Source organism: Thiocystis violacea, from assembly GCF_016583565.1.
In the GTDB taxonomy this organism is placed as follows: Bacteria; Pseudomonadota; Gammaproteobacteria; order Chromatiales; family Chromatiaceae; genus Thiorhodococcus; species Thiorhodococcus violaceus_A.
The window spans coordinates 19,753-46,407 of sequence record NZ_NRRF01000013.1 but is presented as its reverse complement, the minus strand read 5'-3'; the positions used below and the strand labels follow the sequence as shown (position 1 = coordinate 46,407).

The 26,655-nt window shown below is 65.9% G+C and carries 25 protein-coding genes; 16 read left to right on the top strand and 9 right to left on the bottom strand.

What is annotated here, in order from left to right; translation table 11 throughout:
* Positions 1 to 68 precede the first annotated feature (68 nt).
* Together CKO23_RS07865 and CKO23_RS07860 are read left to right on the top strand one after the other, a co-directional pair.
* Positions 69 to 2,195 (top strand): glycosyl hydrolase family 57, encoded by a 2,127-nt coding sequence (locus tag CKO23_RS07865; protein ID WP_200329785.1) that lies wholly within the window; start codon positions 69 to 71, stop codon positions 2,193 to 2,195.
* Positions 2,196 to 2,570: 375 nt separating this feature from the next.
* Positions 2,571 to 3,170: a Uma2 family endonuclease gene (locus tag CKO23_RS07860; RefSeq protein ID WP_200329783.1), complete on the top strand. Its 600-nt coding sequence runs from the start codon at positions 2,571 to 2,573 to the stop codon at positions 3,168 to 3,170.
* Between the two features lie 1,391 nt (positions 3,171 to 4,561).
* Here the strand turns inward: CKO23_RS07860 and cbiB are convergent.
* Positions 4,562 to 5,530 (bottom strand): adenosylcobinamide-phosphate synthase CbiB, encoded by a 969-nt coding sequence (cbiB, locus tag CKO23_RS07855; RefSeq protein ID WP_200329781.1) that lies wholly within the window; start codon positions 5,528 to 5,530, stop codon positions 4,562 to 4,564.
* An 83-nt stretch (positions 5,531 to 5,613) separates the two neighbouring features.
* Positions 5,614 to 6,702 carry an efflux RND transporter periplasmic adaptor subunit gene (locus CKO23_RS07850; RefSeq protein WP_200329779.1) on the bottom strand — a complete coding sequence of 363 codons (1,089 nt, stop codon included), beginning with the start codon at positions 6,700 to 6,702 and terminating at the stop codon, positions 5,614 to 5,616.
* A 322-nt stretch (positions 6,703 to 7,024) separates the two neighbouring features.
* On the opposite strand from CKO23_RS07850, the gene nhaD reads away from it, so the two are divergent.
* The 4 genes from nhaD (at position 7,025) to CKO23_RS07830 (ending at position 11,388) form a co-directional block, all read left to right on the top strand.
* Positions 7,025 to 8,425 carry a sodium:proton antiporter NhaD gene (nhaD, locus tag CKO23_RS07845; protein WP_200329777.1) on the top strand — a complete coding sequence of 467 codons (1,401 nt, stop codon included), beginning with the start codon at positions 7,025 to 7,027 and terminating at the stop codon, positions 8,423 to 8,425.
* 34 nt (positions 8,426 to 8,459) lie between these two features.
* On the top strand, positions 8,460 to 9,008 hold the full coding sequence (locus tag CKO23_RS07840) for a thermonuclease family protein (protein WP_200329775.1): 549 nt from the start codon (positions 8,460 to 8,462) through the stop codon (positions 9,006 to 9,008).
* 129 nt (positions 9,009 to 9,137) lie between these two features.
* Positions 9,138 to 10,220: a molybdenum ABC transporter ATP-binding protein gene (gene modC / locus CKO23_RS07835; protein ID WP_200329773.1), complete on the top strand. Its 1,083-nt coding sequence runs from the start codon at positions 9,138 to 9,140 to the stop codon at positions 10,218 to 10,220.
* Between the two features lie 109 nt (positions 10,221 to 10,329).
* Positions 10,330 to 11,388 (top strand): thioredoxin family protein, encoded by a 1,059-nt coding sequence (locus tag CKO23_RS07830; RefSeq protein ID WP_200329771.1) that lies wholly within the window; start codon positions 10,330 to 10,332, stop codon positions 11,386 to 11,388.
* 282 nt (positions 11,389 to 11,670) lie between these two features.
* On the opposite strand, the gene CKO23_RS07825 is transcribed toward CKO23_RS07830, so the two are convergent.
* Positions 11,671 to 11,925, bottom strand: coding sequence for a nitrogen fixation protein NifZ (locus CKO23_RS07825; protein ID WP_200329769.1), 255 nt, complete (start codon positions 11,923 to 11,925; stop codon positions 11,671 to 11,673).
* Positions 11,926 to 12,153: 228 nt separating this feature from the next.
* Between CKO23_RS07825 and nifU the strand changes: the two genes are divergently transcribed.
* The gene (gene nifU / locus CKO23_RS07820) at positions 12,154 to 13,053 is read left to right on the top strand and encodes a Fe-S cluster assembly protein NifU (RefSeq protein WP_200329767.1); all 900 of its coding nucleotides are present in this window, start codon (positions 12,154 to 12,156) and stop codon (positions 13,051 to 13,053) included.
* Positions 13,054 to 13,157: 104 nt separating this feature from the next.
* Positions 13,158 to 14,384: a cysteine desulfurase NifS gene (gene nifS / locus CKO23_RS07815; protein WP_200329765.1), complete on the top strand. Its 1,227-nt coding sequence runs from the start codon at positions 13,158 to 13,160 to the stop codon at positions 14,382 to 14,384.
* Positions 14,385 to 14,442: 58 nt separating this feature from the next.
* Here nifS and CKO23_RS07810 read toward each other — a convergent pair whose 3' ends face one another.
* A complete protein-coding gene (locus tag CKO23_RS07810; protein ID WP_200329763.1) occupies positions 14,443 to 15,483 on the bottom strand; it encodes a cytochrome-c peroxidase in 1,041 nt (346 codons plus the stop codon).
* A 719-nt stretch (positions 15,484 to 16,202) separates the two neighbouring features.
* Between CKO23_RS07810 and CKO23_RS07805 the strand changes: the two genes are divergently transcribed.
* Both CKO23_RS07805 and CKO23_RS07800 read left to right on the top strand, forming a co-directional pair.
* Positions 16,203 to 17,297: an ABC transporter substrate-binding protein gene (locus CKO23_RS07805; protein WP_200329761.1), complete on the top strand. Its 1,095-nt coding sequence runs from the start codon at positions 16,203 to 16,205 to the stop codon at positions 17,295 to 17,297.
* A gap of 156 nt (positions 17,298 to 17,453) precedes the next feature.
* Complete coding sequence (locus CKO23_RS07800; RefSeq protein ID WP_200329758.1) at positions 17,454 to 17,858, top strand: hypothetical protein; 405 nt, start codon at positions 17,454 to 17,456, stop codon at positions 17,856 to 17,858.
* A gap of 92 nt (positions 17,859 to 17,950) precedes the next feature.
* Here CKO23_RS07800 and CKO23_RS07795 read toward each other — a convergent pair whose 3' ends face one another.
* The 4 genes from CKO23_RS07795 to CKO23_RS07780 all read right to left on the bottom strand — a co-directional run bounded on the left by CKO23_RS07795 (position 17,951) and on the right by CKO23_RS07780 (position 21,617).
* Complete coding sequence (locus CKO23_RS07795; RefSeq protein WP_200329756.1) at positions 17,951 to 19,156, bottom strand: ABC transporter permease; 1,206 nt, start codon at positions 19,154 to 19,156, stop codon at positions 17,951 to 17,953.
* Positions 19,156 to 19,890, bottom strand: coding sequence for an ABC transporter ATP-binding protein (locus CKO23_RS07790; RefSeq protein WP_200329754.1), 735 nt, complete (start codon positions 19,888 to 19,890; stop codon positions 19,156 to 19,158). Before CKO23_RS07790 ends, CKO23_RS07795 begins: the two co-directional genes overlap by 1 nt.
* A complete protein-coding gene (locus CKO23_RS07785) occupies positions 19,887 to 21,068 on the bottom strand; it encodes an efflux RND transporter periplasmic adaptor subunit (RefSeq protein WP_242482291.1) in 1,182 nt (393 codons plus the stop codon). Before CKO23_RS07785 ends, CKO23_RS07790 begins: the two co-directional genes overlap by 4 nt.
* Before the next feature lie 246 nt (positions 21,069 to 21,314).
* Positions 21,315 to 21,617, bottom strand: a complete 303-nt coding sequence (locus tag CKO23_RS07780) for a hypothetical protein (protein WP_200329750.1) — start codon at positions 21,615 to 21,617, stop codon at positions 21,315 to 21,317.
* Positions 21,618 to 22,031: 414 nt separating this feature from the next.
* Between CKO23_RS07780 and CKO23_RS07775 the strand changes: the two genes are divergently transcribed.
* Together CKO23_RS07775 and CKO23_RS26700 are read left to right on the top strand one after the other, a co-directional pair.
* On the top strand, positions 22,032 to 22,514 hold the full coding sequence (locus CKO23_RS07775) for a transposase family protein (RefSeq protein ID WP_200329748.1): 483 nt from the start codon (positions 22,032 to 22,034) through the stop codon (positions 22,512 to 22,514).
* A gap of 238 nt (positions 22,515 to 22,752) precedes the next feature.
* Positions 22,753 to 23,367 (top strand): ISAs1 family transposase, encoded by a 615-nt coding sequence (locus tag CKO23_RS26700; protein WP_369408000.1) that lies wholly within the window; start codon positions 22,753 to 22,755, stop codon positions 23,365 to 23,367.
* A gap of 61 nt (positions 23,368 to 23,428) precedes the next feature.
* On the opposite strand, the gene CKO23_RS07760 is transcribed toward CKO23_RS26700, so the two are convergent.
* Complete coding sequence (locus CKO23_RS07760) at positions 23,429 to 24,034, bottom strand: aldose epimerase family protein (RefSeq protein ID WP_242482290.1); 606 nt, start codon at positions 24,032 to 24,034, stop codon at positions 23,429 to 23,431.
* Positions 24,035 to 24,295: 261 nt separating this feature from the next.
* Here CKO23_RS07760 and traL point away from each other — a divergent pair, with 261 nt between their 5' ends.
* From traL to CKO23_RS07740, 4 genes are read left to right on the top strand one after another with little or no spacing between them, the layout of a single operon-like run.
* Positions 24,296 to 24,577: a type IV conjugative transfer system protein TraL gene (gene traL / locus CKO23_RS07755; protein WP_014777977.1), complete on the top strand. Its 282-nt coding sequence runs from the start codon at positions 24,296 to 24,298 to the stop codon at positions 24,575 to 24,577.
* Positions 24,578 to 24,587: 10 nt separating this feature from the next.
* Positions 24,588 to 25,205 (top strand): TraE/TraK family type IV conjugative transfer system protein, encoded by a 618-nt coding sequence (locus CKO23_RS07750; protein ID WP_200329744.1) that lies wholly within the window; start codon positions 24,588 to 24,590, stop codon positions 25,203 to 25,205.
* A gap of 46 nt (positions 25,206 to 25,251) precedes the next feature.
* Entirely contained in the window at positions 25,252 to 26,217 is a 966-nt protein-coding gene (locus CKO23_RS07745; RefSeq protein WP_200329742.1) for a TraK domain-containing protein, read from the top strand.
* Positions 26,218 to 26,646 carry a hypothetical protein gene (locus CKO23_RS07740; protein ID WP_200329739.1) on the top strand — a complete coding sequence of 143 codons (429 nt, stop codon included), beginning with the start codon at positions 26,218 to 26,220 and terminating at the stop codon, positions 26,644 to 26,646. It begins immediately after the preceding gene.
* Positions 26,647 to 26,655 lie beyond the last annotated feature (9 nt).

The following is a 26,655-nucleotide window of genomic DNA, read 5'->3' as shown; positions in this document are numbered from 1 at the left end:
AAGATAGAACGGCAGCGGCGAATGGCTTTAGGCTAGCGCAATGCATCCAGCACCTAAGGACCGATGCCATGCCGACACCAAACCTATTTTCCCGCTTCCTGTCGATAGGACTCCCCAGCCGCCTGGTCTGCGAGACCGACAACAAGAGTCCAGCCTTCACCATCGCGCTGAGCGCCGATGGCGTCATCCCTTTCCCCCAGATCATCCTGCGCCAATACGGCCGGGAGCAGTTGATCAAGGGCGATCAGATCGCGCTCGCCGCGACCGAGCCGGACGGGGCGCATCTCTACCGCGCCGAGATTCCGGCGGGCATCCTCGGCCCCGGCGAGGTCCAGGTCCAAATCGAAGGGTGCCGCAAGCCCGACATCCATCAGTCAGGCGGCGCGGACTGGATCAAGAGCTTCCACAGCATCGCGGTGGAGCGCGCACCGCGCACCGCCACACCGCGCATCCAAAGCGGCGACCAGCCCAAGCTCTACTTCGGCATCCACAAGCACATGCATCAGCCCTACTACGATGCCGTGGATCCCAACTATTGGGACGGTGAGAAGGACGGGATCTTCGGCTCGCGCGGCGGCCCCTACGTGGACTTCGTCGCCGCGGCCATCCGCCAATACGCGGACGCCGAGCTGCCGCACGGCGGCCTCACCTGCAGTTGGAGCGGATCCCTGATCGAACAGCTCGACCTCTGCGCCGAGCAGGGTCGCTGCGGCGGGCGCTTCGCGGACTGGACGCGCGAGCTGCGCGCGGTCGCCAACCTGAAGACGACCCTGGGCAACCCGCGTCTGGATCTGAGCGCCTTCGGCTTCCACCACCCGCTGATGCCGCTCATCCCGGAGCGCGACATCGTCCGCCAGATCCAGCTGCACCGTGAGCTGATTCCCAGAACCTTTGGCGCACCAGCCTCCGACATCCTCTTCCCGCCCGAGACGGCCTTCCACCCGCGCATCATCCCCGCGCTCAATCAGGCCGGTATCCAGGCGGTGCTCTACGATTCCATCCACCGCTATCGTGCCTGCAAGGAGTATCCCTACGGCGGCATGAGCGAGGGCATGCTGCCGCCGAACCCGTCGGATCAGGTCAACCCGCCGGTCAGCGACTGGCTGCGTCTGCACAACGTATGGACCGGCTCGGAGATCGCACCCAGCCTGCTCAAGCCGGAGTACCTGGCCTACACGGACCCGGACGGCGTCACCCACAAGATCATTGGCATCCCCGCCGAGCGCTACATCGGCAACGAAGACGCGCGCGGCGGCTTCGGCGCGCTACAGTATCCCGACGTGTTCGAGCAGCTCTATCAGCACCTGCTCGACCACGGCGGCTTCGACCCCAAGCACCCGCCCTTCCTGCTGCTGCACTCCGACGGCGATAACCACGGCGGCGGCGCGGAGAGCTACTACCGCCACAACACCGCGCGCATGATCGAGTGGCTGCAGCAGGACCCGCGCTTCGAGCTGATCGGCATCGCGGACTACCTCCAGCGCTTCCCGCCCGACCCGGACCAGGCCGTTCATGTCGAGGCCGGCTCCTGGAGCGGCGCCGACAACGGCGACCCCCAGTTCATGAAGTGGTTCAGCCGCTACCGCGAGCCCTACTCACCGGACCTCAACTCCTGGGCGGTTCTGACCGCGCTGCAGAACGCCGTTCACACCCTAGAGGACGCCGAGCCGGATCATCCCCTGCTCGGCGAACTGACGCGACTCCTGCTCACGGCCGAGGCGAGCGACTACTGGTATTGGACCGGGCAGTCGGTCTGGGACCAGCAGGTCACCAACGCGGCCAATCGCGCCTGGTCGATCGCGGGCGCCGAGCTGGAGCGTCTCGCCGGCAGCGGCGCCGACCGCACCGGCCCGACCATCTTCCCGCCCTGGGTCACGCCGGAGAATCCCGGCGGCAAGCAATGGGGCCAGGGATGCCTGGAAGACGCCCCGCGCGAGGGCCGGGTGCATAGTTTCGTCCACGACCTGTCCGGGCTGAAGCGCGTGACGCTGCACCTGCGCACCGAGAAGGGCGAGCAGAGCATGGCGATGACGGACCGCCGTCCCTACCCCTGCCAGACGGGGGCACGGGTGACCGCCCAGTACATGACAGCCGACCTGCCCGTGGGTCTGGGGGACGTGCGCTATTTCATCGAAGCCGAAGACACGCGAGGCAATGTCTCCCGCGGCGCACTGGAGCGGATCTTCCTGGCGTAAAGCAGTAAGGAACTGTCCATCAATTGTTTCCCGCTTTTCTGGTCACGAAGCTCCAGCTTCGTGACCTCAGCGATGAAGCTCTGCTTCACGACGTCGGCGGCTTCCGGCCCTCGATTGGGTCGATCCAGGCGCTGATCCTCGAGTTCGCGAAGCGGAGCTTCGTCTCGCGGGTGACGAAGCTGGAGCTTCGTCACCAGGCTCGAATCGGGACGTAGAAGATGGACATTTCCTAAGCGCCCGGTCGCACCATGGCGTCGCGCGCGCGTGGCACCGCGGAGCGGATGCCACGAGAGTTTTGCTGTTTCACGCCAACGCTGACAGCCAGCACGAAGCTCGGCTGCGCCTATACTTGCGAAATCGGTTCAGGAGAAGCCCATGTCCACGCAGCCCAAGCCCGATTACAGCTTCGAAGACTATCTCGCCGCAGAGCGCGAGTGCGTGGACGAGAAGCATGAGTACGTCGATGGTCAGGTCTTCGCCATGACCGGCGCCTCTTTCAACCACAATCTCATCACGGCGAACCTGGCGAGACATCTCGGCAACAAACTCGAGTCCCGTCCCTGCACCGTCCTCGTCAATGACATGCGCCTCCGCATCGATGCCGCGGACGCTTGCACCTATCCCGACGTGCTCGTCCTGTGCGGCGAGCCGCGTTTCCACGACAACCGCAAGGACGTGCTCACCAATGCAACCCTGCTGATCGAAGTCCTATCACCCTCGACCGAGGGATACGACCGCGGTGGCAAGTTCGCGGTCTATCGCGGCCTCCCGGAACTCGCGCAATACGTGCTCATCGCCCAAGACCGCTTCTCAGTCGATGTCTTCACCCGCCAACCGGACGGACGCTGGCTCCTCGAAGCACACACAGACCCGAACGCGTCCGTTCCCCTCGATGCGGTCGACTGCACGCTTGCGCTGAGCGACATCTACGACAAGGTGCGTTTCGATCTGTCCGCAGCCGAGCCCGACCGATAAGACCGGTCGCGGTGGACGCCGGAGATCTACTGCGTTGGTAAGAGATTCGAGGGCAACAGCGGGGTGGAGGGATCTTCTGTCTGTGCGACGACACGCCGGGGACCTACCAGCTTCACATCGAGTCCCACTGCGGACGCGCCGAGCGTGCCGTCCACATTGGCGATCAATCTCGCAAGGATCTCGGACGTACGATCGTCTCACGCTGAGACGCGATCGCGGGCGGTGTGGCCGTTCACGTTGTTGCGCGGGGCATTCTCAGAGCCCGCGATCGGCTCAGAGACGTCGGCGCACCGCACCGATTCAGCGTCTCTTCCACGTGAACTGCAGTCAGCTAGCCTATAGCCATTCTGCGTGATACTCGTACTGGCCCCTTGATTCTACCAGTGTTTCCAGGGGTCGACCGAAGGGGCATGTATGGATATCAGACCGGGTGGCTATAGCTGTCGCATGGCCCCATTCATTTCGAGGCAATCACACCTGGTAAGCCGCTGACTCTTGTCCTGAGGCGCGGCAGAAGGCAGACCAGGTGGCAGGAAAGCAGTACCGTGGACGACGAAAATTCCTTGGAAGACGAAAGCCCAAGGGAACCTCAATCGCGCGCATTGCGTTTCACGAGCGTGACGAGGAATGCCCCACACAGCAGGGTGGAGAAGATCCCAAGGATGGTTAATGCGTCGAATAACATAGCGATGTCTCCTGACCGAGCGCACAGCTTCCACGTTCGAGTCGGCAGAAGTGGTGCCTGAATTGATTGACAACTCGTGTTCCATGACGGGTCACGATCGAGCCTTGGGTCCTGATCCGACGTACCCTGGCAAGCCTGGTCGCGGCTCAACTAGATTGCTCCTCATGCAAGAAGAAAACTGGAAGACGATTCACACTTGGCGACATGCCGCCGATCAGTCATGCGCGTGGAGCAGCTCCGCGGCCTTCCCCGGGAGCCTGTCCGACGTAGGATGAATCGGCTGCGACGTCGAGGTTGGGGTCGATGACGCGGTGCGCTGCGTCTCGTGCGAGGCGGTGACAGCAGACTGCGTTCCGCCAAGCAGCACGGCCAGTGCAGCGATGATTCCAAGTGCGCCCATGAGAGTCTCCGATTGAGATGGGTAGTTGATATTTAGTATATCATTATATTCTAATATATATAGGACTTCTTGTGCGTTCTGTGACGGCCATCACCGGCCGATGGTGCGAGCCGCCGACCTGGGGTTCGTCGCTCATCAGGATCGAGCGCAGTGCACAGCGGTCCCATTTTGGCAGGAAGCCTCAGTCCAGACCTGTCCACCGCCACTCAACCGGTGGCGCAAAGGGAAGAACGGCGGGGGATTCGATGGACGACTCTCGGGAATGCGTGACGAGGTACTGTTGGAAACGCCAGGGTCTCGCCGCCCTTACACCCAGTGGAGCAGCAACGGCGCCACTGTCAGCAGGAGCCCGAAGCCAAGCGCAAGCAGGCCAGACACCTGCATCAACAGCAGGGCACGCCTCAGATGCCCGGCGTCCAGATTGGCCGGCCAGTCCGGGTCGCCCATATAGCGCTCGGTCACCAAGGCACCTCGGCAGCGAATGGGGCCGATCAGCCGCACCCGCAGCGCGCCAGCGCAGGCGGCTTCGCTCCAGCCGGAGTTGGGACTCGGCAGCATGGCGTGGTAGCGCAGGGCCGCGCGCACGGCCAGGACCGGATGCAGACGCAGCACGGCGGCGGCCAATGCAATCAAGGGGACGGATAGCCTCGCGGGAATCCAGTGGATGAGGTCATCCGAGCGCGCCGCGGCCCAGCCGAATCGGCCATAGCGTTCGTCCTTGTAGCCGACCATGGAGTCCAGGTTGGAGATCGCCTTGACGATGATGAGCCCCGGCAGGCCGAAGAGGCAGAGCGCCCAGAGCGGCGTCAGCACGGCGTCGGTCAGATTCTCCGACAGGCTCTCGATGGCCGCGCGCACGACCCCGTCGCCCCCCAGGCGATCGGTATCCCGAGCCACCAGCATGGCGACCTGCCGGCGCGCGTTCGGCAGATCGTCCAGGGCGTCCAGCACCCGCTGGCCGTGCGCCAGCAAATCACGCATCGACAGCAGGCTGTAGGCCAGAAACAGATCCCAGGCCACCGCCAGCCAGGGATCGAGCCACGCGAGGCCGAGACGGACGACGTACCAGGCGCCAAGGGCGCCGCCCACCACCAGCGACCAGTGCAGGACACCGCCGAGACGGCCATTCCAGCCCAGGGCGAACAGGCGACGCTCGCAGAGAAGACTCCAGGCGCCCAAGATCCGAATCGGATGGAGGCGATAGACGGGGTCGCCGAAGACTGCATCGAGCAGCCAGGCGATGGCGACGAAGGCAATCGGCTCGCTCAGGGTCATCTCAGTGGGAGGGCTGGGTCGGGCGGTCGGCGAGAAACAGCCGCTCGGCTGGCCAGGTGGCCCGGCAACGCCCGACCTTCCGCCTATCGATCCAGACGTCCTGGAGAGCCGGCGCGCGCCTCCGAGCCCAGGGCCGACGGGGCCGCTTGAGCGGACGCCTGGCAGCCGGGTTGACCGAGCGGCTCGGCATCGAGGTCGATCTCCACCGTCACGGGCATCCCCTGTCGCAGCTCGCCGCGCGGATTGCAGACGAAGACGCGCGCCTGGTAGACGAGGTCCGCGCGCAGCTCGGTCGTCTGGACCGTCTTGGGGGTGAACTCGGCGCTGGGCGCGATGTAGCCGATCCAGCCCGGATAGACCTGACCGGGAAAGCTGTCGCTCAGCACGCGCGCGAGCTGACCCTGCCGGACCCGCCCGAGGTCCGACTCGGCGAGGTAGACGCGCGCCCAGAGCGGCTCGGTCAGCGCCAGGGTGAAGGCCGGACGCTCGGGCGAGGCCATGTCTCCGGGCTCCAGAATGCGGTTCTGCACGACGCCCTCGGCCGGGGCGCGCAGCACCCCATCGTCCAGATTGACCTGCGCCGAGCGCAGATCCGCCTCCAGGGCGGCGAGCTGGGCCTTGGCCGCCGCGAGGTCTTCGGGACGGGTGCCCGCCAACGCGAGATCCAGCGCCGCCTGTGAGGCCCCCGCGCGCGCCTCGGCCGCCTCTGCCTGGCTCCGGGCGTCGTCGTAGTCCTGGAGCGAGGTCAGCTTGCGCCCCACCAGCTCCTTGGACCGCTTGGCGTGACCTCTGGCGTTCGCGGCTTCGGTACGCGCGGCCTCCAGATCGGCCTTGAGCTTCTGGATCTCCTCGATTCTGGCGCCGGCGACCAGCTTGTCCAGCTCGGAGCGCTGCGCCTCGACCTGAGCCTCGGCCACATCCCGCGCCAAGGTCAGGCGGCGGACATCCAAGCGCGCCAGCGTCTCACCGGTCTCGACGTACGCCCCCTCCGCGACCTCCATGCTGGCGACGCGCCCGCTGACTTCGAACGCGAGATTGATCAGACGCACATCGACGTTGCCATAGAGGACCAATCCCCCGCTCGTTGCCCCTTCGGGCGTTTGATTGCGGTAGAGCAGGTATCCAAGGATGGTGAGCAGTGCCAGCACAAGCACAGCCAGACGCTTCTTCATGAGAGCTCCAGATCATCACGACCAGGGGGCGCAGGATAACGCCGATCGGCCTCCAGGGGCGGCATTTGAAGGTCGAGCCTGACGGAGAGACACCGCCCGGTCGGGTCGAGCACCTTCACAATAGAGAGCATTGATAGCGCCAGAGCGCCAATCAAGTGGCTGGCGCGACAGGGATAAACCCATGAACCTCGGCCGCGGACGCCGGAGCCGTCCGCGATTTCGCGCCCATGCGACTTGGCGCCTCTGCCCTCAACGGGTATGGTGCTCGGCTGCTTATTCACCCAAAGTGTTTTCAGCCGCTTACCAAAGAAGAGGCACGACCATGCTTTCTGCCCGCTCGCTCCTCCTGGGCGTTCTCGCCTTCTTTACCCCATTGGCCGCCATGGCGTCGGAATCGGGTCAGGCCATCGACCTGACGACGCACCCCATCGGTTATGCCGCGCTCATCATCTTCGGCCTGGCCTATGCCTTGGTGATGGCGGAAGAGTTCCTGCACCTGCGCAAATCCAAGCCGGTCATCATCGCCGCCGGCCTCATCTGGGGCATCATCGCCTGGGCCTATACCCAGCAGGGACTGCCGCACGTCGCCGAAGAGGCCGTCCGGCACAACTTGCTCGAATATGCGGAGCTGATGCTCTTCCTGCTGGTGGCCATGACCTACATCAACGCCCTGCAGGAGCGTCAGGTCTTCGACGCCCTGCGCGCCTGGCTGATCCGCAAGGGCTTCGGCTTCCGCACCCTGTTCTGGATGACCGGCATCCTCGCCTTCCTCATCTCGCCGATCGCGGACAACTTGACCACCGCACTGCTCATGTGCGCGGTCGTCATGGCGGTGGGCGGCGACAACACCCGCTTCGTCACCCTCGCCTGCATCAACATTGTCGTCGCGGCCAATGCGGGCGGCGCCTTCAGCCCCTTCGGCGACATCACCACGCTCATGGTCTGGCAGAAGGGGATCATCGGCTTCTTCGGCTTTTTCAAGCTGTTGATCCCCGCGATCGTCAACTTCCTGGTGCCGGCGCTGCTCATGTTCCTCGCCGTGCCCAACCTCAAGCCCGATGCGGCGGTGGAAGACGTCCCGATGCGCCGCGGCGCCAAGCGCATCATGCTGCTCTTCCTGCTCACCATCATCACGGCGGTGAGCTTCCACAACTTCCTGCACCTCCCGCCGGTCATCGGCATGCTCACCGGCCTAGGCTATCTGCAGTTCTTCGGTTTCTTCCTGCGGATGAGCCATGAGAGCTGGTACAAACGCAACGAGGACCGTTCGAGCTTCGTGGCCGACATGGCCCCCTTCGATGTCTTCAACAAGGTCGCCCGCGCGGAATGGGACACCCTGCTGTTCTTCTACGGCGTCGTCATGTGCGTGGGCGGCCTTGGTCAGATCGGCTATCTCGCGATGACCTCCGAGGTCATCTACACCCAGTGGGGGCCGACCCTCGCCAACGTCTCGATCGGCGTGCTCTCGGCCATCGTCGACAACATCCCGGTCATGTTCGCCGTCCTGACCATGAACCCGGATATGAACGAGACGCAGTGGCTGCTCGTCACCCTGACCGCTGGCGTCGGCGGTTCCCTGCTGTCGATCGGCTCGGCGGCGGGCGTCGCGCTCATGGGGCAGGCGCGCGGTGTCTACACCTTCTTCGCCCATCTGGAATGGACACCGGCGATCGCGCTGGGCTATCTGTCGAGCATCGCGGTGCACATGTGGCTCAACGGCTGACGCGACCGTCGGCAGTGCCAGCGGAAGCCGACCGATGCTGAGGCGCAACCGGCGTCTCGGCTCGCGCGCGGGTTCCCTCGTCATCGCCCTGCTCATCTCCGGGGCTTGGGCGATGGAGCGCTGGGGTCCGGGTCTGGTGCCGGCCGACTGGCGGATCCGGCCAGCCGCGGACAGCTGCCGTCTGGACAAGGTGCTGGATGGTGATTCGATGCGGCTGACCTGCCCGAACGGACCCGTGGAGGTCAGACTCCATTGCATCGACGCCCCGGAGAAGGGCCAGCGGCCTTGGGGCGACCGCTCACGGGCACACCTGCGGGAGATCGCGCCACGGGAGGTGGAGCTGGTGGCGATGGAGCGCGACCGCTTCGGCCGGACGGTCGGAGAGGTGTTCACCACCGGACCGGATCGCCTCTCGCTCAACCTGGAGCAGGTTCGGAGCGGCCAGGCCGCGGTTTACGACCGCTACTGCGAGGATCCGGGCTACTTCCGCGCCGAGCGTGAAGCCCGCAAGGCCAAGCGCGGCATCTGGCGGCAGCGCGGTGAGCATCAGACCCCCTGGACCTTTCGCCACCGCCGCTCCTGATGGCCGGGTACCGCCAGCCTCCGCTGGGCCTGTGCCCGTCGCGGATCCAGGCCTTCGCGCCTCCTCAGTGCGAATCTCAGAGCGCGAACCCAGAACGTCAATGTCAAAGCAGCAGGTTGACGAACTAGCATGAACGACCTCGACATCGCCTTCCGACTCGATCGCGGCGGCTTCACGCTGGATGTCGCCTTCAAGGCGCCCGGCGTCGGCGTCACCGCGCTCTTCGGCCGCTCCGGCTGCGGCAAGACCACGGTGCTGCGCTGCGTCGCCGGGCTGGAGCGCGCCGCCGGCCACTGCCGGCTCAATGGGGAGAGCTGGCAGGACGACAGTCGCGGGCACTTCCTCAAGACGCACCGCCGCCCCATCGGCTATGTCTTCCAGGAGGCCAGCCTCTTCGCCCACCTCTCCGTGCGGCGCAACCTGGAATATGGACTCAAGCGCATCCCAGCCGAACAGCGCCAGGTCGGATTCGACGAGGTCGTCGACCTGCTCGGCATCCGCCACCACCTCGACCGCGACCCGGCCGGCCTCTCCGGCGGCGAGCGCCAGCGCGTCTCCATCGCCCGTGCGCTGCTGACCAGCCCCAGCCTGCTGCTGATGGACGAGCCCCTCTCGGCCCTGGACCACACCAGCAAGCAGGACATCCTCCCCTACCTGGAGCGCCTGCACGACAACCTGCAGATCCCGGTGCTCTATGTCAGCCACTCGCCGGACGAGGTCGCCCGGCTGGCCGACCACATCATCCTGCTGCGCGACGGGCACATCCAGGCCAGCGGCTCGGCGACCGAGATGCTCTCCCGCCTCGACCTGCCGCTGGCCCAGGATGCGGAGGCCAGCTCCATCATCGACGGGACGGTGCTGAGCCATGACGACGACTACCGCCTGACGCGACTCGAAATCCCCGGCGGCAGACTCACGGTCGCCCGCCTCGAGCGCGCCGTCGGCGACCTGGCGCGCGTGCGTATCCACGCCCGCGACGTCAGCGTTGCGCTCGACGAGCCCGGCACCTCGAGCATCCTCAACATCCTGCCCGCGCGCATCCTGGAGATGCGCGAGATCGAAAACGCCCAGGTCCTGCTGAAGCTCTGCACCGGCAGCGGCGAGCAAACCCCCCTGCTCGCGCGCATCACCCGCCACTCGCGCGACCGCCTCAACCTCAGCGCCGGCCGCCAGATCTATGCCCAGGTCAAGGCCGTCGCCTTGATGGATTGAGCGCCAGACACCACACCCCCGTGGGGAGCCGAGGCGCTTGCGCCGCCGCCTCCGTAGCCTGAATCGACAACCACTGACAACGACGCCCACAGGAAAGAGGATCCGCACCATGCATCGCACACCCTCTTGGATCGCCGTCCCGCTGACCGCGACCCTGCTGTCGCTCACCTTGCTCGCGCAGGCGCAGACGACCGCATCAAGCCAGCCCGACGCCAGCGCTCAGGGCAAAGTCACCGGCGCCAAACAATCGACCCATCCCGACTGGTTCAAGGAGAGCTTTCTGGACATTGCCGAGGATGTCGACGAAGCGGCGGCGGCGGACAAGCATGTCATCCTCGTCCTGGAGATGAACGGCTGTCCCTATTGCTACAAGATGATCGAGGAGAATTTCAAAGGGTCGCCTTACAAAGAGTTCATCCAGAACAACTTCGACGTCATCGCCCTCAACGTGCAGGGTGACCGCGAGGTCGCGCTGGACGCCGAGACCTCGCTCACCGAAAAGGCCCTCGCCAAGCAGCTCGGCGTCAGCTACACCCCGACCGTCATCTTTCTGAACCAGAACAAGGATCCCGTCGCCCGGATCAATGGCTACCGCAACCCGGATGACTTCAAGGACGTCCTGGACTATGTCGCGGCCAAGGCCTATGAGACCCAGACACTCGCCCAGTTCCAGGCGTCCCACAAGACCCAGCGCAGCTATGACTTTCGGCCGCACCCGCAGCTGCAGGCGATCGACGACCTCAGTAGCGTCACCGACAAGCCGCTCGCCCTCCTCTTCGAGGACAGCGCCTGTATCGCCTGTGACGCCCTGCACGACGGCAACCTCGGCGACCCCGAGGTCAACAAGGCACTCAAGGACTTCGTCTTCGTGCGCCTCGATGACCAGTCCGACACGCCCATCACCGCGCCGGATGGCACCAAGACCACAGCCAAGCAGCTCGCGGACAGGCTCGGCATCACCTACCGTCCGACACTGGTGCTCTACGACAAGGGCAAGGAGATCCTGCGGATCGAGAGCATGCTCTATCGCTATCACTTCCTCGGACTGCTGGAATACGTCGGCCAGCGGCAGTACGAAACCTATCCCAACGCCCCCTTCGACTACATCAACGCCAAGACGGCCAAGCTGACAAGCCAGGGCAAGGATGTGTCCGTCTCCGACGAGTGAGCCGGCACGCCGACGGGGGAGCGTCGCCCTCGGCGCGGCAGGCGCCCGGTCGCGGCGGGGCGCCGCTCCCGCCGAGCGAGAGCGTCTCAGGATCTGCGCATCAATTGCTTCCCGCCTTTCTGGTCACGAAGCTCCTGCTTCGTGACCTCGGCGATGAAGCTCTGCTTCACGACGTCGGCGGCTTCCGGCCCTAGATCGAGCCGATCCAGGCGCCAATCCTCCCTGGAGCACCGATGCCCAGACGGGCACGCGCATGCCGGAAACCGCCCCGGCCCAAGCCGATCAGCTCTCGGCCGCCTTCAACTCATCCTCCCAGCACCCGGTCGGCGGACCAAGGACCAGGTCCGCTCCCTCGAAGCGCACCAGATAGAGCTCCTTGTCAGGGTTCTCTTCCAAGTGACCAATGTTGACGATGACGCCACGCGTGCCCGCCTTGGCGATGAGGGCGTCCTGCGCAATATCCGGGATGCCGCCGTCGTTGAAGATGTCCTTCGCGGCGAACACCATGTCGCCGGGGCTGAGCTGGATCAGGTCCATTCGCGGACTCCTGTTGTCGGGTTTATCACCAGACGACCACCTTTGCCTGTTCAAGAGACGACAAAGGACGCGGTCGCACGTTGAAGATTGTCAATGAATCCGCGTCATTGCTCGGCCTAGCTCTCTGGCACAGCCTTTGCTGACTCATCGCCATCGAGTCAACGCAAGACTTAAGCCATGCGCCGCACCGCCGGCGTGCGCACCCGCCAACCTAGCTGGAGACATGCCATGTGGGAGTACTCGGAAAAGGTCCAGGAACACTTCTTCACCCCCCGCAACGCTGGGGCCGTGCAAGATGCCAATGCCCTGGGCGACGTCGGCTCGCTGGCCTGCGGTGACGCGCTGCGTCTGAGCCTCAAGGTCGACCCCGAGACCGAGGTGATCCTGGACGCCGGCTTCCAGACCTTCGGCTGCGGCTCCGCCATCGCCTCCAGCTCCGCCCTGACCGAGATCATCAAAGGCAAGACCCTGGACGAGGCCCTCAAGGTCACCAATCAGGACATCGCCGACTATCTGGACGGTCTGCCACCCGAGAAGATGCACTGCTCCGTCATGGGGCGCGAGGCGCTGCAGGCCGCCGTCGCCAACTATCGCGGCGAGGAGTGGAAGGACGATCACGAGGAAGGCGCGCTCATCTGCAAGTGCTTCGCGGTCGACTCCGTGCTCATTGAGGAGACCATCCGCAACAACAAGCTGACCACGGTCGAGGATGTCGTCAACTTCACCAAGGCCGGCGGTGGCTGCTCGGCCTGCCATGAAGGTGTCGAGGAGATCCTGACGCGCGTCATGGCCGAGTCCGGTCAGACCTTCGCGCCCGCCGCTCCGGCACCCGTCGCGGTCGCCATGCCGACGCCGCCGACCAAGATGACCGGCGTCCAGCGCATCCGCAAGATCGAGGCCGCCCTGGAGGCGATCCGCCCCAACCTGCAGCGCGACCACGGCGATGTCGAGCTGATCGACGTCGACGGCAAGACGGTCTACGTGAAGATGACCGGCGCCTGCGCCGGCTGCCAAATGGCGGCGGTCACGCTGGAAGGCATCCAAGAGCGCATCATCGATGAGTTGGGTGAGTTCGTGCGGGTGGTGCCCGCCGAGCTGATGCCCAAGAGCGAACGCGCCTACGGCTGATCGAGCCGTCTCACGGCAGCGCCGAGCGGTGTCGCGCCGCCAGCGGCGCGCCGGACTCGACACCGAGCCATTCCCTTCACGAACACTCCAGCGGGGCCAGAGACGTGACCACCGATAGCGGAATCCAAGGCATCTATTTCGACAACAACGCCACCACCATGGTGGCGCCGGAAGTCGTCGAGGCCATGCTGCCCTTCTTCAGCGAGCAGTTCGGCAACCCCTCCTCCATGCACCTGTTCGGCAACAAGGTCGGATTCGCCATCAAGCAGGCCCGCCAACAGGTCCAGACACTGCTCGGCGCCGAGCACGACTCCGAGATCGTCTTCACCTCCTGCGGGACCGAGTCCGACTCCACCGCCATCCTCTCCGCGCTCAAGGCCCAGCCTGAGCGCAAGGAGATCATCACTACGGTGGTCGAACACCCCGCGGTGTTGGCGCTCTGCGAGCACCTGGCGAAAGAGGGCTACAAGGTCCACTACCTGGAGGTTGACGGAAAGGGTCGGCTGGATCTGGACGCGTATCGCAAGGTGCTGTCGGATCGGGTCGCCATCGTCTCCGTGATGTGGGCGAACAACGAGACCGGCACCCTCTTCCCGGTCCTGGAAATGGCCGAAATGGCCAAGGCGGCGGGCGTCCTCTTCCACACCGATGCGGTGCAGGCCGTCGGCAAGGTGGCGATCGATCTCAAGACTTCATCGATCGACATGCTCTCGCTCTCCGGCCACAAACTGCACGCGCCCAAGGGCATCGGCGTCCTCTACCTGCGCCGCAACACCCGCTTCCGTCCACTGCTGCGCGGTGGCCACCAGGAGCGCGGCCGACGCGCCGGGACCGAGAACAGTGCCGCGATCGTCGCGCTCGGCAAGGCCTGCGAGATGGCCATGGAGCACATGGCGCAGGAGCAAACGAGCGTCCGCGCCCTGCGCGATCGGCTGGAGCAGGCCATCATCGCGACGGTACCCTACAGCTTCGTCACCGGCGACCCGTCCAACCGTCTGCCCAACACCGCCAACATCGCCTTCGAATACATCGAGGGCGAGGCCATCCTGCTGCTGCTCAACAAGCTCGGCATCGCCGCCTCCAGCGGCTCGGCCTGTACCTCGGGCTCGCTCGAGCCCTCCCACGTCATGCGCGCCATGGGCATCCCCTACACCGCCGCCCACGGTACCACGCGGTTTTCGCTCTCCAGGTACAACACCCTGGAAGAGGTTGAGCGGGTGATCGCCGCCGTTCCGCCGATCGTCGCTCAATTGCGCAAGCTATCGCCTTACTGGGGTGAAAACGGCCCCGTGGAGGAGCCCGAGAAGGCCTTTGCGCCGGCCTATGCCTAACGCCTACTCAGCGAAGTCGAGGCGTGACACCGTCTAGCGGTGTCACGCGAGGAGCCGCTCAGAGATGCGGACGCGGGGTCGTCTTGGTCTCGGGCGGGAGCAAGGGGTATTCGACCGCCGGAACCTTGCCAGTCAACGACTGGAGGAAGGCGGCGATCTTGGTGGCCTCTTCTCCGTTGATCTCGGTGCCGAGCTGGGCGGTGCCCATGACGGCGACGGCTTGGGTGAGATCCCACACCTGACCGGAGTGGAAGTAAGGTGCCGTCACGGCGACATTGCGCAGCGGCGCGGCGCGGAAGACATACTCATCGGACGCCGAATGGGTCACCTGGAAACGCCCCTTGTCTTCCGGAGGAAGGATGTCGGCACCCGGCCGCTTGATCAGGCCGAAGGGGAAGTAGCTCTGACCGCCGATGTTGACACCGCTGTGGCAGGAGGCACAGCCGCGGTCGATGAAGAGTGACAGCCCCTCTTTCTGCTCCAGGGTTAGGGCTGCGTCGTCGCCTGCCATAAAGTGATCGAAGGGCGCATCGGGCGTGACCAGGGTGACCTCGAACGCCTCGATCGCCTTGGCCATGTTATCGAAGTTCACGGGATCGGCCTCGCCCGGAAAGGCCGTGCCGAAACGCTCGACATATTCGGGCATGCTCTTCAGCGTCACCTCCACCTGCTCGGGCTTATTGGCCATCTCCACGCCGGCCTGGACCGGCCCCTTGGCCTGGGCCTTGAGGTCCTCGGCACGCCCATCCCAGAACTGCGCGGTGTTGAAGACGGCGTTGAAGACCGTCGGCGCATTGCGTGGCCCCTTCTGCCAGCCATGACCCACCGAGGTGGGAAGATTGTCGTCACCGCCCATACCCAGATTGTGGCAGGTGTTGCAACTGATCAGACCGCTGGCGGAGAGACGCGGATCGAAGAACAGCATCTTGCCCAGCGCGATCTTGTCCGGGGTGATGGGATTATTGGCTGGCTGCTGCATGTCGGCGGGCAGGGCCTTGAGCCCGGCGTTGGTGGCCTTGTCGCGCAGCGTCTGATCGGATGCCGAAACCGAAACCGCAAAGAGGGCCGTGGTCGCCAGTGCAAGGGCGGATGCTCTCATCGAAAATTCTCCTTGTTCGAGTGGTGATTCGCACACCGCGCGTCGTCCTGCATAAGCACTTGCGAAATAAGCGATGCGCGGCAGACAAACCCTAGGGAACAGGAGGTCTTGCGGCCAATCTAGAATTTCTATCGGAACGATCGAAGATGCCGATGACAAACGGACATCTCATCCGCGCGCCGTATCGGGATACTATCCGGGGTTGGACACGAGGGTTCCGCGCCTGAAAGATCCCAGCATCACGGCGAATCACCGACCCTAAGCCTGGCGAGCACATCAGGGTTCTCGTCTCGCCTGTTCCTGCTCAAGCGCTTGGGATCCTTACCGTGAAACAGCAAACCTCTCGTGGGCGTCGATCATCCTTCGGACCAATCGTCTTCGGGAGGGTGGACAAGCGCAGCGCAGTCCACCAACAACGGCGCGGGATTCGGTGGACTTCGCGCTCGCTCGTCCACCCTACCGGTCCAACTGATGACCAAGACCCTCTCGTGCTACCCGCTCCGCGGCGCCACGCGCGCTCGCTAGCGTCTCGCCACTGAGTCGTCCGACGGAAAACCAACGGCATCACTGGCCGGATCCCGGCCCACCGCGGGCGCCTCTTGCCACCGCGACCAGATGACCAGGTGACCAGGGCGAGTGCTTCGGCACGATCTCTGAGATCATGGCCGCACGGCGGCTGGCCGAAACCAGCGTCTCACACCGCAACCGACAGGGACACTATGAAGAAAAGCAAGACACTCGCGCTCAGCATGACCGCCATCGGCATCATCCTCGCCATCGCCGGCCCTTTTCTGCCGGGGGGCATTCATTTGATGCCGAATGATCCGCCACGCTCCGGACACGTCACGGTGCTGACCACCACGGCCGCCGGCGATGTGCTGGCGGGCACCCAGACCGGTGAGATCTGGCGCCTGCACGGCGGGATCTGGACCCAAGAACGCATCTACCTCGGCGGCAACCCCGTCATGGCGATCCTCGGCGAGCCCGGCCGCGCACCCGTCGGAACGGCCGCCGGTCTCTACAACGGTCCCGTCGGGGCGGCCGCGCTCGAAGGGCGCGTCGGCAGCCTGCTCCAAACCAATCAGGGCTTGATCGCCGGCACGCCAGAGGGCGTGCGCCTGCTCACCGGCGGGCGCTGGCAAACGCCGGGTCCCAAGGCGAACGTCTACACCCTGTTCAAGCAAGAGGGCGACGGCAGCGCATGGCTCCATGCCGCGACGGTCGGCGATGGCGTGCTCTCGGCCCCGGCGGGCGATCCCGCCACACCTTGGCGGCCGAACAGCCTGGGTCTGCCGGAGGGTTCCAACGTCTTCAGCTTCGCCGCGACGCCGGGCGGGCGCCTGCTCGCAGGCACCAATCAGGGCCTCTATTGGCAAGCTCGGCCCGGCGAGACCTGGCGGCTGCTGCACCCGGCGCTCGCCGACACGCGAATTCTGGCGCTCCACCTGGCACCCAGGGATGGCAGCGGCGGGAGCGAGCGTCTCTGGATGGGCGGCGATCAGGGCCTGTCCTGGCTCGATCTCTCGGAGCAATCGGGCGACCTGACCGCCTTGGATCAACCGACAGCGGCCGACAGTCCCGAGTATCAGCCGCCGGTCGGGATCAGCTGGATCCTCTCGCATGACGACCACCTCATGCTGAGCGCCGGGGCCGTCTACCAGCTCAGCCCAACCCAGATGACCGGCTGGTACTGGGTCTCCATCGCGGGCCTCGTGCTCATCCTGCTCGCCGCCTGGTGGATGCCGCAGCCGCCGCCCGTGCTGGTGCGACACACGACAGAGCGGCCCGCATCCTCGCCCGAGGACCCGGCCTGATTCCGCCCTTCGCGTTCCAAGCGTGCGGCCCTCGGGCGAGCGGATGGCACCGCGCCGCGGTGCCATGACAGGCCGTCTCGCGAGCGTTCAGACAGCATTCAGCCTTGCGGGCGTATCTTCATCCTCGCACCTACAAGACGAACTGGAGAACGTCCTATGAAAGCTTCAACCACAGCACTCTTGGCCTCGACCATTGCCCTGATGATGGCCCTGCCGGCGCAAGCCGCGCCAAAGGGTCATGACATCGACGCGCGACTCGACCGACAGCAGACCACGATCGACCGCGGCATCAACTCGGGCGAATTGACCAAGCGGGAGGCCGGCATCCTGCGCCAGGAGCATCGCGAGATCCGCGATCTGGCACGCAGCCTGCGCCGTGACTGGTCGCGAGAGACGTATCGGCGCCTGGATCGGAAGCTCGACCGCTCGGAACGGCACATCCGCAGCCTGGCGTCCAACGACGAGGTCCGCCGTCCTCGCAACGCCGAGCATCGACCGCAGCCGCACCCGGATTCCCATGCCAGGGCGGACCGCGGCTCACCGCCCAGCCACACCCGCTAACCCGAGCTCATCTCAGGCTGTCGGCCGAGCGCCGACAGCCGGCGTGGCGCCTCGCGCCTGGCACGATGACGGACATCTGTCATGCGGCGGCGCTACTCGCGCCGCAAGGCCTCGATGGGATCGAGCCGCGCGGCGCGGCGGGCCGGGAAGTAGCCGAAGATGACGCCGACGGCCGCGGAGAAGAAGAAGGCGATGAGGACGATGCCGCCGTTGAAGACGAAGGGCACGTTCAAGAGCCTGGTCAATCCGACCGAGGCGCCGAGCGCGAGCAGGATCCCCAAAATACCGCCCAGGGACGACAGCACCACGGCCTCGACCAGGAACTGCAGCAGCACCTCGCGCTCCAGGGCGCCGATGGCGAGCCGGATGCCGATCTCGCGCGTCCGCTCGGTGACCGACACCAGCATGATGTTCATGATGCCGATCCCGCCGACCAGCAGGCTCACCGCCGCCACCGCCGTGAGCAGGGCGGTAAGGACGCGCGTGGTGCCGGTCAGCATGTTGGTGATCTCCTTCATGTCGCGCACGCTGAAATCGTCTTCCTCGGAGGGCAGGATGTTGCGCCGCTCGCGCATCAGGCGCTCCAGCTCCTTGGTCGCCTCCTCGGTCGACTCGCCGTCGCGCACGGAGACCTGGATGAGAGTGACGTCCTGATTGCCGGCGATCCGGCGCTGGAAGGTCCGCAGCGGTATCAGGGCCAGGTCGTCCTGATCCATGCCCATGGTGCTCTGCCCCTTGGCGCGCAGCAGTCCGACGACCTGACAGGCCATCGACTTCAAGCGGATCTTCTGGTCGATGGGGTCCATGGCGCCGAATAGCTCGCGTCTGGTGGTCGCGCCGATCACACACACCGCTCGCCCGCCGTGGAGATCGCCGGTCGAGAAGAAGCGCCCAGACTCCAGCTCCCAGTTGCGCACGTCGAAGTAGGCGTTGTCCGTGCCCGTCACCGTCGTCGACCAGCTGCGGTTGCCCGCGATCGCGGTGAGCGAGGTGCTGGCGGACGGCGCGACGGCCCGAGCGGCCGAGACGTCCCGCCGGATGGCAACGGCATCGTCAACGCCGAACGACGGCGCGTTGGACTGCTGCCCCGGCCCCATGCGCTGACCCACGCGAATCATCAGCAGGTTGGTGCCCAGGCTCTCGATCTGCTGAGTGACCTGACGGGTCGCGCCATCGCCGAGCGTCACCATGACGATGACCGCGGCGACGCCGATGACGATGCCCAGGATGGTGAGCACCGAGCGGAGCATGTTGCGGCGGATCTCGCGCAACGCCAGAAGGAGGGTGTTCCAGAGCATCAGGCGGAGGCTCCAGACGGGGCGGCGTCGGCGACACGGCCATCCAGGAAGTGGATGACCCGGTGGGCGTAGGCGGCCATGTCCGCCTCATGCGTGACCATGAGGACGGTGATGCCGCGCTCGCGGTTGAGCCCGGTGAGGAGATCCATGATCTCGTGGCTGCGCGCGGTATCCAGGTTGCCAGTCGGCTCGTCCGCCAGCAGCAGACTGGGCGCGGTCACCAGGGCGCGCGCGATGGCGACGCGCTGCTGCTGGCCGCCGGACAGCTCGCCAGGGGTGTGATGCTCCCAGCCCGCGAGCCCGACCATCGCCAGCGCCTCGCGCGCGAGCGCGTGCCGCTCGGCGCGCGGGCTGCGCCGATAGATGAGCGGCAACTCCACGTTCTCCAGGGCGGAGGTGCGATTGAGCAGATTGAAGCCCTGAAAGACGAAGCCGAGGTAGTGCCGACGCAGCAGCGCGCGTTGATTGCGGTCCAGCGTCTCGACCGCGACCCCGAGGAAGCGGTAGCTGCCGAGGGTCGGGGTGTCCAGACAGCCGAGAATGTTCATGGCGGTGGACTTGCCGGATCCGCTCGGCCCCATGACGGCGACGAATTCGCCCTCGCGGATGCGCAGGTCCACGCCGTCCAGGGCGCGCACCTCGGTCAGACCGGCCCCGTAGATCCTGCTGACCTGGCGCAGCTCGATCAGCGGAGCGGTATCGACGGCCGTGAGCGCGCCTTCGACCGCGCTCATGACCGACCTTCGCCCCGATCCATGCCGATCAGGACCCGCGCACCGGCCTGGAGATCGCCGCCCGACACCTGCGTCATGGCACCGTCGGTGAAACCGGTCTGCACCTCGACGGGCGCCGGCTCGCCCGCGCGCAAGACCCAGAGGGTCGCGCCGGTCGTCTTCTTCTCCGCCACCTCGGGCTCGCGCTTCGCGCCGCGCGGGCGCCGCGGCAAGAGCATGCTGAGGAGGTTCGGGCCGCTGGTCTTCACCTCCTGGCGCGGCGGCGTGAATCTCAGCGCCGCGTTGGGGACGAGCAGGACGCCGCGCTCTTCCCGCACCAGGATGTCCGCGGTCGCCGTCATGCCCGGACGCAGCGAGAGATCACCGTTGTCGACCGCCAGCAGGGCGCCGAAGGTCACGACGCCGTTGATGGTCTCCGGCGCGAAGCGCACCTGGGTGATGATCGCGGGAAAGGTCCGGCTGGGATAGGCATCCACGGTGAAGTCGGCCTCCTGGCCCTCCCGCACCTGGCCGACGTCCGCTTCGTCGACGTCGACCTTGAGTTCCATTTGCGTGAGGTTCTCGGCCAGGGTGAAGAGCACCGGCGTTTGCAGCGAGGCCGCGACGGTCTGGCCCGGCTCGACGATCCGGTTGAGCACGATGCCGTCGATCGGCGAGCGAATCAGCGTCTTCTCCAGGGTACGGCGGTCCGCGTCCAGCTGGGCCTGGGCCTGATCGACCTTGGCCCGTGCAACCGCCAGCGCGGCGACCGCCCGTTCGGCCGCCGCCTCGGCCGTGTCCAGCTCCTCCGGGGAGGCCAACCGCTTGGCGATCAGGTCGCGTGTGCGCCGCAGCTTGCTGGCGGTCTCGCTGGCCGTCGCCTGGGCCTCGTCGACCCCGGCCTTGGCGAGCGTCAGCGCGGCGGCGGACTGCCGCTCCTTCGCTTGCGACTGCTCCGGGTCCAGCTTGGCCATGACCTGCCCGCGCTTGACCCTGTCGTTGAAATCGACCCCGACGCTCTGGATGGTGCCGGATACCTCGGTGCCCACGTCGACCTGGGTGACCGGCTGGAGCTTGCCGGTGGCGGTCACCTTCACGGCAAGATCACCGCGGCTGACCTCCGCCGTCTTGAAGGCGAGCCCGTCCTCCCGCGACGGTTCGATGAGCACGAAACCCGCCACGACGACTCCGACAATCATCAAGCCAAGCCACCATGGCCAACGACGCCGGCGCCTGGATGCGCCACCCTCCAAACCGATACGCTCCGCGACCGACGCGTCGGCCCGACTACCCGCTTGGCTCATAGCCAACGACTCCAAATGACAGACTGAGATTGATGAGGCCCTAGAGCGATGGGAGCCGACGCGAAACCTTGGTCAGGAATGCGCAGGCCCCGTCGATACGGGCGGTTAGACAGGGACGGAATCGTCGCGTTCTCGCAAGCCTCAGGCGAAGGTGTCGACTCCGGTGATGGCGCGCAGATCGTCGCGCTCTTTCAGTTGGTGGACGGATTCGTAGGCTCCGATCGCGCGCTGGGCATAGCGGTCGGCGGCGTGATCGGCGTAGGCACTGGGGTAGCGATCGCGCAGGTAGATGACCGCAGACTGGTCCACGTCCGTGACCGGACGCTGGACGATCGGGTCGGTGCCCTGCTTGGGAAACAGCGGCACAACCTGGGGCGCGACATCCCTGGACCGCTCGACGGGAGTGGCAAGTGAGCGCGCAATGGTAGCGCCTGGGATCTTCATCGATCAGGGGGTGCGCGCTGGCTTGGAACGAGTGGATAGGAGGAGGTGAATCCTTCCAGAATTCGGAGTCGGAACGACGCCTAAAGTTCCCTTGGCGCCTGGACGACGCTGAGACGCCATCGCTGATTACTATGATCGGCGACGCCCGCGCGCGTCAAGCGGCGGCGGGCAATCGGGCACGGCGAAACCGTTCTACCGCAGATTGACTCGCCGTAGTGGGATTTACCTTCGATTCTGTACAGGCCCCAGCGTTTGACTCAAACTGCGCGCCAGGATTGGTTGGCGAGGCAGCGCGACGCACGTGCATGACATCATCCTGCGCTCGGTCGCAGGCCCGCTTCGTCGATCCGCGCCCAGGCACGCCTGACCCAACCGATGCTCGATCCTCTTGACCACGACGGAGCCCCGAAACTGATGTTGAGTGCCAAGCAGATGCGTTCGCTTCCAGCGTTCTTTGCCGATGTGCCCGATCCACGTCGCAGCCAAGGTCGGCGCCATCCCTTGCCGGCGGTGCTCGCCATCGCCGCCGGCGCGGTGTTGTGCGGGGCACGTGGCTATAAGGCGATCGCCGCATGGGCGAAGGACCTTGGCCAGGCCGCCCGTGCGCGCTTTGGCTGCCGCTATCGTCACGGGCGCTACGAGGTCCCGAGCCGCACCCGCATCCGGGATGTGCTCACGCGGGTTGATCCCGACGCGCTCGATCAGGCGCTGCAGGGCTGGAATGCGCAGATGGCCGCGGCCGACGAGGGCTTGGCCATTGATGGCAAGACGATGTGCAATGCCATCGACGCGGAGGGGCGCCAGACCCATATTCTTGGTGTCGTCGGACATCAAACGCAGATCTGTCACACCCAAAAAAAGTCGCCTCGTTGCCCGTCGATGGCAGCGATGAGCTGAAACGCACCAACGAGATCGGGATGGCGATCCCGGTGCTCGAACCGCTCGATATCGCCGGCAAAACCATCACCGCCGACGCCCTGCTCACCCAGCGCAAGCTCGCCGACGATCTGGTCGAACGTGGTGCGCACTACCTCTTCACCGCCAAGGATAACCAACCGACGCTGCCCGCCGATATCCGCCTGCACTTCGCCGACCGCGGCGAGCCGGATTTTCGTGAACCATTCTCNCCGACGATCTGGTCGAACGTGGTGCGCACTACCTCTTCACCGCCAAGGATAACCAACCGACGCTGGCCGCCGATATCCGCCTGCACTTCGCCGACCGCGGCGAGCCGGATTTTCGTGAACCATTCTCCCTCCAGCACGGGCGCATCGAAAGCCGTGCCATTTGGACCTCCACGGCCCTCAACGCCTATCTCGACTTCCCCCAGGTCGGTCAGGTCTTCGCCATTGAGCGACACACCATTGAGAAGAAGACCGGCAAGGTCTCCATCGAGACGGTCTACGGTGTCACCGATCACACCCCCGACAGCGCCGACCCCGCGTGTCTGCTCGGCTTTAACCGTGGGCACTGGGGGATCGAGGCCCATCACTGGATCCTCGACTGGAACTGGGACGAGGATCGCTGCACCATCCGCACCGGCCACGGACCCGAAAACATCACCCGCCTGCGCCGCTTCGCCATCGGGCTGATCAAGACGAAATCGAAGGATTCCGTGGCGGCAACCATCGATAAACTCGCTCGCAGGGTCCGCCGTGTCTTCGACTATCTGGGCATGACGGCAAACTCCGCACCCCGCGTCGCCCAATCAGCGCCCGCCGGTTACCGTGAAACAGCGCACTTGTTGTAGGAGGCTCAACAGGACGCAATATGTTGCCTCTCCTGGCGTCCGTGCAAGCTACCGCCCCGTTTCATGGTCCGGGGTGGCGCTCCGCCATGTGCGTTAGAACGGATTCGCCGTGGCCGACGACCCTGGCTCGGTTGACATCGCCAACCTTGAAATAGGTGTGCAGGGCCTGGCCGATCTCCATGGCTGCGTCGCTGCGGTTTTCCGTGACCAGCGTGACCTGGAGGGACTGACCCAGGGTGACCTCGATCCGCAACGCGAACGCAGACGGCCAGAGTTGGCGGGTCTCGTCGGTGTCGGTCACACCCAAGACCAGTCGGACCGCGCCGTCGGCCGATCGATGGCTCCCGGTGACCTGCCACTGGTGGGTGCGAACGAAGCCATGCTGAGGACGGCCTAGCCCCTGCGGATCGGGGCCGAACCAGGGCCAGCACACCGGCATACCGCCTTTGATGGCCTTGCCCGCCTGGTAGGTGGCCTGCTCGGAGACGAACAGCAGATCCTGCGCCTCGCCGGCCGGCACATCGCTCAAGACCTGACCGGCGTAGGTCGAGACCACCGCCGCTCCCCAGGGACACGCCAGGCGTGCCTGCACCAGTCCGCCGGGTCCGTCGCAGAAGACAAGGTGCTCGGGGATTCCAAAGTCCGCGTTGAGTCGCTCGGATGTCATGGCTAGTCGCTCCTGGTTGAATCGGTCGGCATGCCCGATGGCGTTGATGGAGGACAGTCTAGACCTTGCGCACAGGGAGGCTCGACGCTTCCAGTGTGCTGGTGCGCTCATCTTGAACGCTGCTCGTGATCGGACGACGTTTCTGCCCACTGCCAAGAAACGGTTCTTCCGCGAATAACCGTTGTTTGCTGACGCGGCGCGTGAAAGTCGGCATCGTTTTGCGCACCGAAACGTCTGTCTCACCCGGAGCGAGCGACCCCGATGGCGACCCTGGAGCTGCCCCGTCACATCGACGATCCGCCGAACCTGCTGTTCTGGCGTATCGACGATGTCACGCCCTTCTTCCTGGTGCTGGTGATCGGCATCCTGGTCAATCAACCGCTGATCTTCATCCTGCTCGGTCTGGTGACCGTGCGCCTCTATGGCCGCTTCCGCGAGAGCCGCGCCGACGGCTATGCGTTGCACGCGCTCTACTGGATCGGCCTGATGCCGATGGGGCATCGCAGCACGCCCAATCCCTTCGTGCGGCGCTACCTGCCATGAGGCCGCGCGGATGAACTTGGTGCGCTTTCGCCAGACCTGGCAGCGCCTGGTCACGGAGAACCGCTTCCACCGCGGTCTCCTGATCGCGCTCCTCGCCACCAACCTGCTCACCCTCAGCGCGCTGCTGCAGGCCGAGCGCACCGTGGTGCTGGTGCCGCCGATCCTGGAGAGCCAGGTCAATGTGGCGCGTGCCTCCGCAAGCCAGGAGGTCAAGGAGGCCTGGGGCCTCTTCGTCACCGAACTGCTCGGCAACGTCACCCCGACCAATGCGCCCTTCCTGCGCCGGACCCTTGAGCCCCTGCTCAGCCCGAGTCTGCGTCGCGCCATCGCCGGGATTCTGGACGACCAGGTCGAGGCCCTGAAGCGCGACCGGGTGAGCGTGCGCTTCGCCCCCGAACTCGTCCAGTACGAGGCCGACAGCGATCGGGTGCGGGTGAGCGGCAAGCAGGTCATCACCGACCCCGGTGCCGATCCGGTGACCCGGCCCCGGACCTATGAGGTGCAGGTCGCCTTCCGCAACTACCGCCCGCTCATCACGTACCTGGACGCCTATCAGGATGCGCGTGAGCGCAAGGGGCGCGGAGCGGATTCAACGGCAGACGTCGCCCCGGCGGCGTCGACTCAGTGACAACGCCCGGGCCGTCCATCCGCCCGATCGATCGAGGACTTGAGACATGCCGACCGGCCGCCTGCTTGACCCCCGTGCTTCGGTGCTAACACTCGCGATGACCCTGGCGGTGCTCTTTGCGGTCATCGGTCCAGCGGTGGCTCAGCCCGAGGACATCGGCATCGAGCTGCCGCCGATCCCGGACGCCGTGCTCGCCGGAAAGCGGACGCTGGAGCCGGACGACTGGGGCGGGCGCTTCCTGCGCGTGAAGGCGGAGTCGCCGGATCCGAGCCCGACCCACCTCGAGGTCGGCCCGGTGACGGTGCAGGCCACCATCGGTGTCAACCTCATCGTCGAGATCGCCATCGATCATCTGAACAGCATCCTCACCCCCTTCCCGAATCCACAGGTACGCACCGTCTCTGATGCCAGCACTCGTGTCGACGGCTCGGCCATCTATGTCGCCACTGGGAACGAGACGCCGGTGACCCTCTTCGTGAGCGATGCCTCGGATCCCAACCATGCGCTGTCCCTGACGCTCGCCCCACGGCGCATCCCCCCGCGCGAGATCCGCCTGGTCCTGACCGACCCGCTCCCCAGCACGAACCCGATTGGAGCGCCGTCCGCACCGACCGCAGTCGCCGCGCCGGACTATGTCACGGCCCTCACCGAGGCCATGCGCGCCCTGGCGCGCGAGGAGATCCCCGGGGGCTACGGTCTGCGTCAGGCGCGGCGCCAGGAGACCGTGACCTGCGTCCAACTGGGTCTGGAGACCCGCCGCGGTCAGGTCCTCGAAGGTGGCGACCTCTGGCTAATCACCGCGCTCGCACGGAACACGACGGATGCCGAACTGGAGATCGAAGAGCGCGCCTGTCGCGCGGACCTCGACGGGGACACGGTCGCCGTGGCCGCCTGGCCACGGGTCTGGCTGGCTCCGGGCGAGCAGGCAGAGCTCTATGTCGCGGTGCGGCGTCCGACGCCGGAGCAGCGCCGACCCGCGCGTCCCTCTCTGCGCGGTAAGGGAGCCCGCTAGATGCCCGTCACCCCCGCCGATACCTGGGAGCGGCTCTCGCCCGGCCTGCGCCGCTGGCTGCTGATCGGTGTCGTGCTCGGCGTGGTCGCGCTGATTGCGGTGATCGCCCTTGATGAGCCAGCGACCCCGGGTACTCGCGCCGAGCAGGCGCGCGAGCGGCTCACCCGGCATCTGCTGACCGACGCCGATCCGCGTGCGCTCGGCATCGACGGTCTGGCCAATCGTCTGACCCAGCTCGAGCGCGAGCTGGCCCAGGCGACGTCCCGCGAGCGTCAGCGCGGCCCCGGCGAGGCGGCCACGCTCAACCGCCAGGTCGAGCAGTTGCGCCAGTCCCAGCAAAGCGACGTCCAGGCCCTCCAGCAGGAGATCACCCGGCTGCGCGAAGCGGTGGATGCGCGCCCGGTGACGCGGACAACACTCCCGGGATAGGCGGCTATG

Excerpts from the sequence above, each read along its gene's own strand:
- CKO23_RS07865 (WP_200329785.1), top strand. The coding sequence starts at position 69 with ATGCCGACACCAAACCTATTTTCCCGCTTCCTGTCGATAGGACTCCCC.
- CKO23_RS07860 (WP_200329783.1), top strand. The coding sequence starts at position 2,571 with ATGTCCACGCAGCCCAAGCCCGATTACAGCTTCGAAGACTATCTCGCC.
- cbiB (WP_200329781.1), bottom strand. The coding sequence starts at position 5,530 with ATGACCCTGAGCGAGCCGATTGCCTTCGTCGCCATCGCCTGGCTGCTC.
- CKO23_RS07850 (WP_200329779.1), bottom strand. The coding sequence starts at position 6,702 with ATGAAGAAGCGTCTGGCTGTGCTTGTGCTGGCACTGCTCACCATCCTT.
- nhaD (WP_200329777.1), top strand. The coding sequence starts at position 7,025 with ATGCTTTCTGCCCGCTCGCTCCTCCTGGGCGTTCTCGCCTTCTTTACC.
- CKO23_RS07840 (WP_200329775.1), top strand. The coding sequence starts at position 8,460 with ATGCTGAGGCGCAACCGGCGTCTCGGCTCGCGCGCGGGTTCCCTCGTC.
- modC (WP_200329773.1), top strand. The coding sequence starts at position 9,138 with ATGAACGACCTCGACATCGCCTTCCGACTCGATCGCGGCGGCTTCACG.
- CKO23_RS07830 (WP_200329771.1), top strand. The coding sequence starts at position 10,330 with ATGCATCGCACACCCTCTTGGATCGCCGTCCCGCTGACCGCGACCCTG.
- CKO23_RS07825 (WP_200329769.1), bottom strand. The coding sequence starts at position 11,925 with ATGGACCTGATCCAGCTCAGCCCCGGCGACATGGTGTTCGCCGCGAAG.
- nifU (WP_200329767.1), top strand. The coding sequence starts at position 12,154 with ATGTGGGAGTACTCGGAAAAGGTCCAGGAACACTTCTTCACCCCCCGC.
- CKO23_RS07810 (WP_200329763.1), bottom strand. The coding sequence starts at position 15,483 with ATGAGAGCATCCGCCCTTGCACTGGCGACCACGGCCCTCTTTGCGGTT.
- CKO23_RS07805 (WP_200329761.1), top strand. The coding sequence starts at position 16,203 with ATGAAGAAAAGCAAGACACTCGCGCTCAGCATGACCGCCATCGGCATC.
- CKO23_RS07800 (WP_200329758.1), top strand. The coding sequence starts at position 17,454 with ATGAAAGCTTCAACCACAGCACTCTTGGCCTCGACCATTGCCCTGATG.
- CKO23_RS07795 (WP_200329756.1), bottom strand. The coding sequence starts at position 19,156 with ATGCTCTGGAACACCCTCCTTCTGGCGTTGCGCGAGATCCGCCGCAAC.
- CKO23_RS07790 (WP_200329754.1), bottom strand. The coding sequence starts at position 19,890 with ATGAGCGCGGTCGAAGGCGCGCTCACGGCCGTCGATACCGCTCCGCTG.
- CKO23_RS07785 (WP_242482291.1), bottom strand. The coding sequence starts at position 21,068 with ATGATTGTCGGAGTCGTCGTGGCGGGTTTCGTGCTCATCGAACCGTCG.
- CKO23_RS07780 (WP_200329750.1), bottom strand. The coding sequence starts at position 21,617 with ATGAAGATCCCAGGCGCTACCATTGCGCGCTCACTTGCCACTCCCGTC.
- CKO23_RS07775 (WP_200329748.1), top strand. The coding sequence starts at position 22,032 with ATGTTGAGTGCCAAGCAGATGCGTTCGCTTCCAGCGTTCTTTGCCGAT.
- CKO23_RS07760 (WP_242482290.1), bottom strand. The coding sequence starts at position 24,034 with ATGACATCCGAGCGACTCAACGCGGACTTTGGAATCCCCGAGCACCTT.
- traL (WP_014777977.1), top strand. The coding sequence starts at position 24,296 with ATGGCGACCCTGGAGCTGCCCCGTCACATCGACGATCCGCCGAACCTG.
- CKO23_RS07750 (WP_200329744.1), top strand. The coding sequence starts at position 24,588 with ATGAACTTGGTGCGCTTTCGCCAGACCTGGCAGCGCCTGGTCACGGAG.
- CKO23_RS07745 (WP_200329742.1), top strand. The coding sequence starts at position 25,252 with ATGCCGACCGGCCGCCTGCTTGACCCCCGTGCTTCGGTGCTAACACTC.
- CKO23_RS07740 (WP_200329739.1), top strand. The coding sequence starts at position 26,218 with ATGCCCGTCACCCCCGCCGATACCTGGGAGCGGCTCTCGCCCGGCCTG.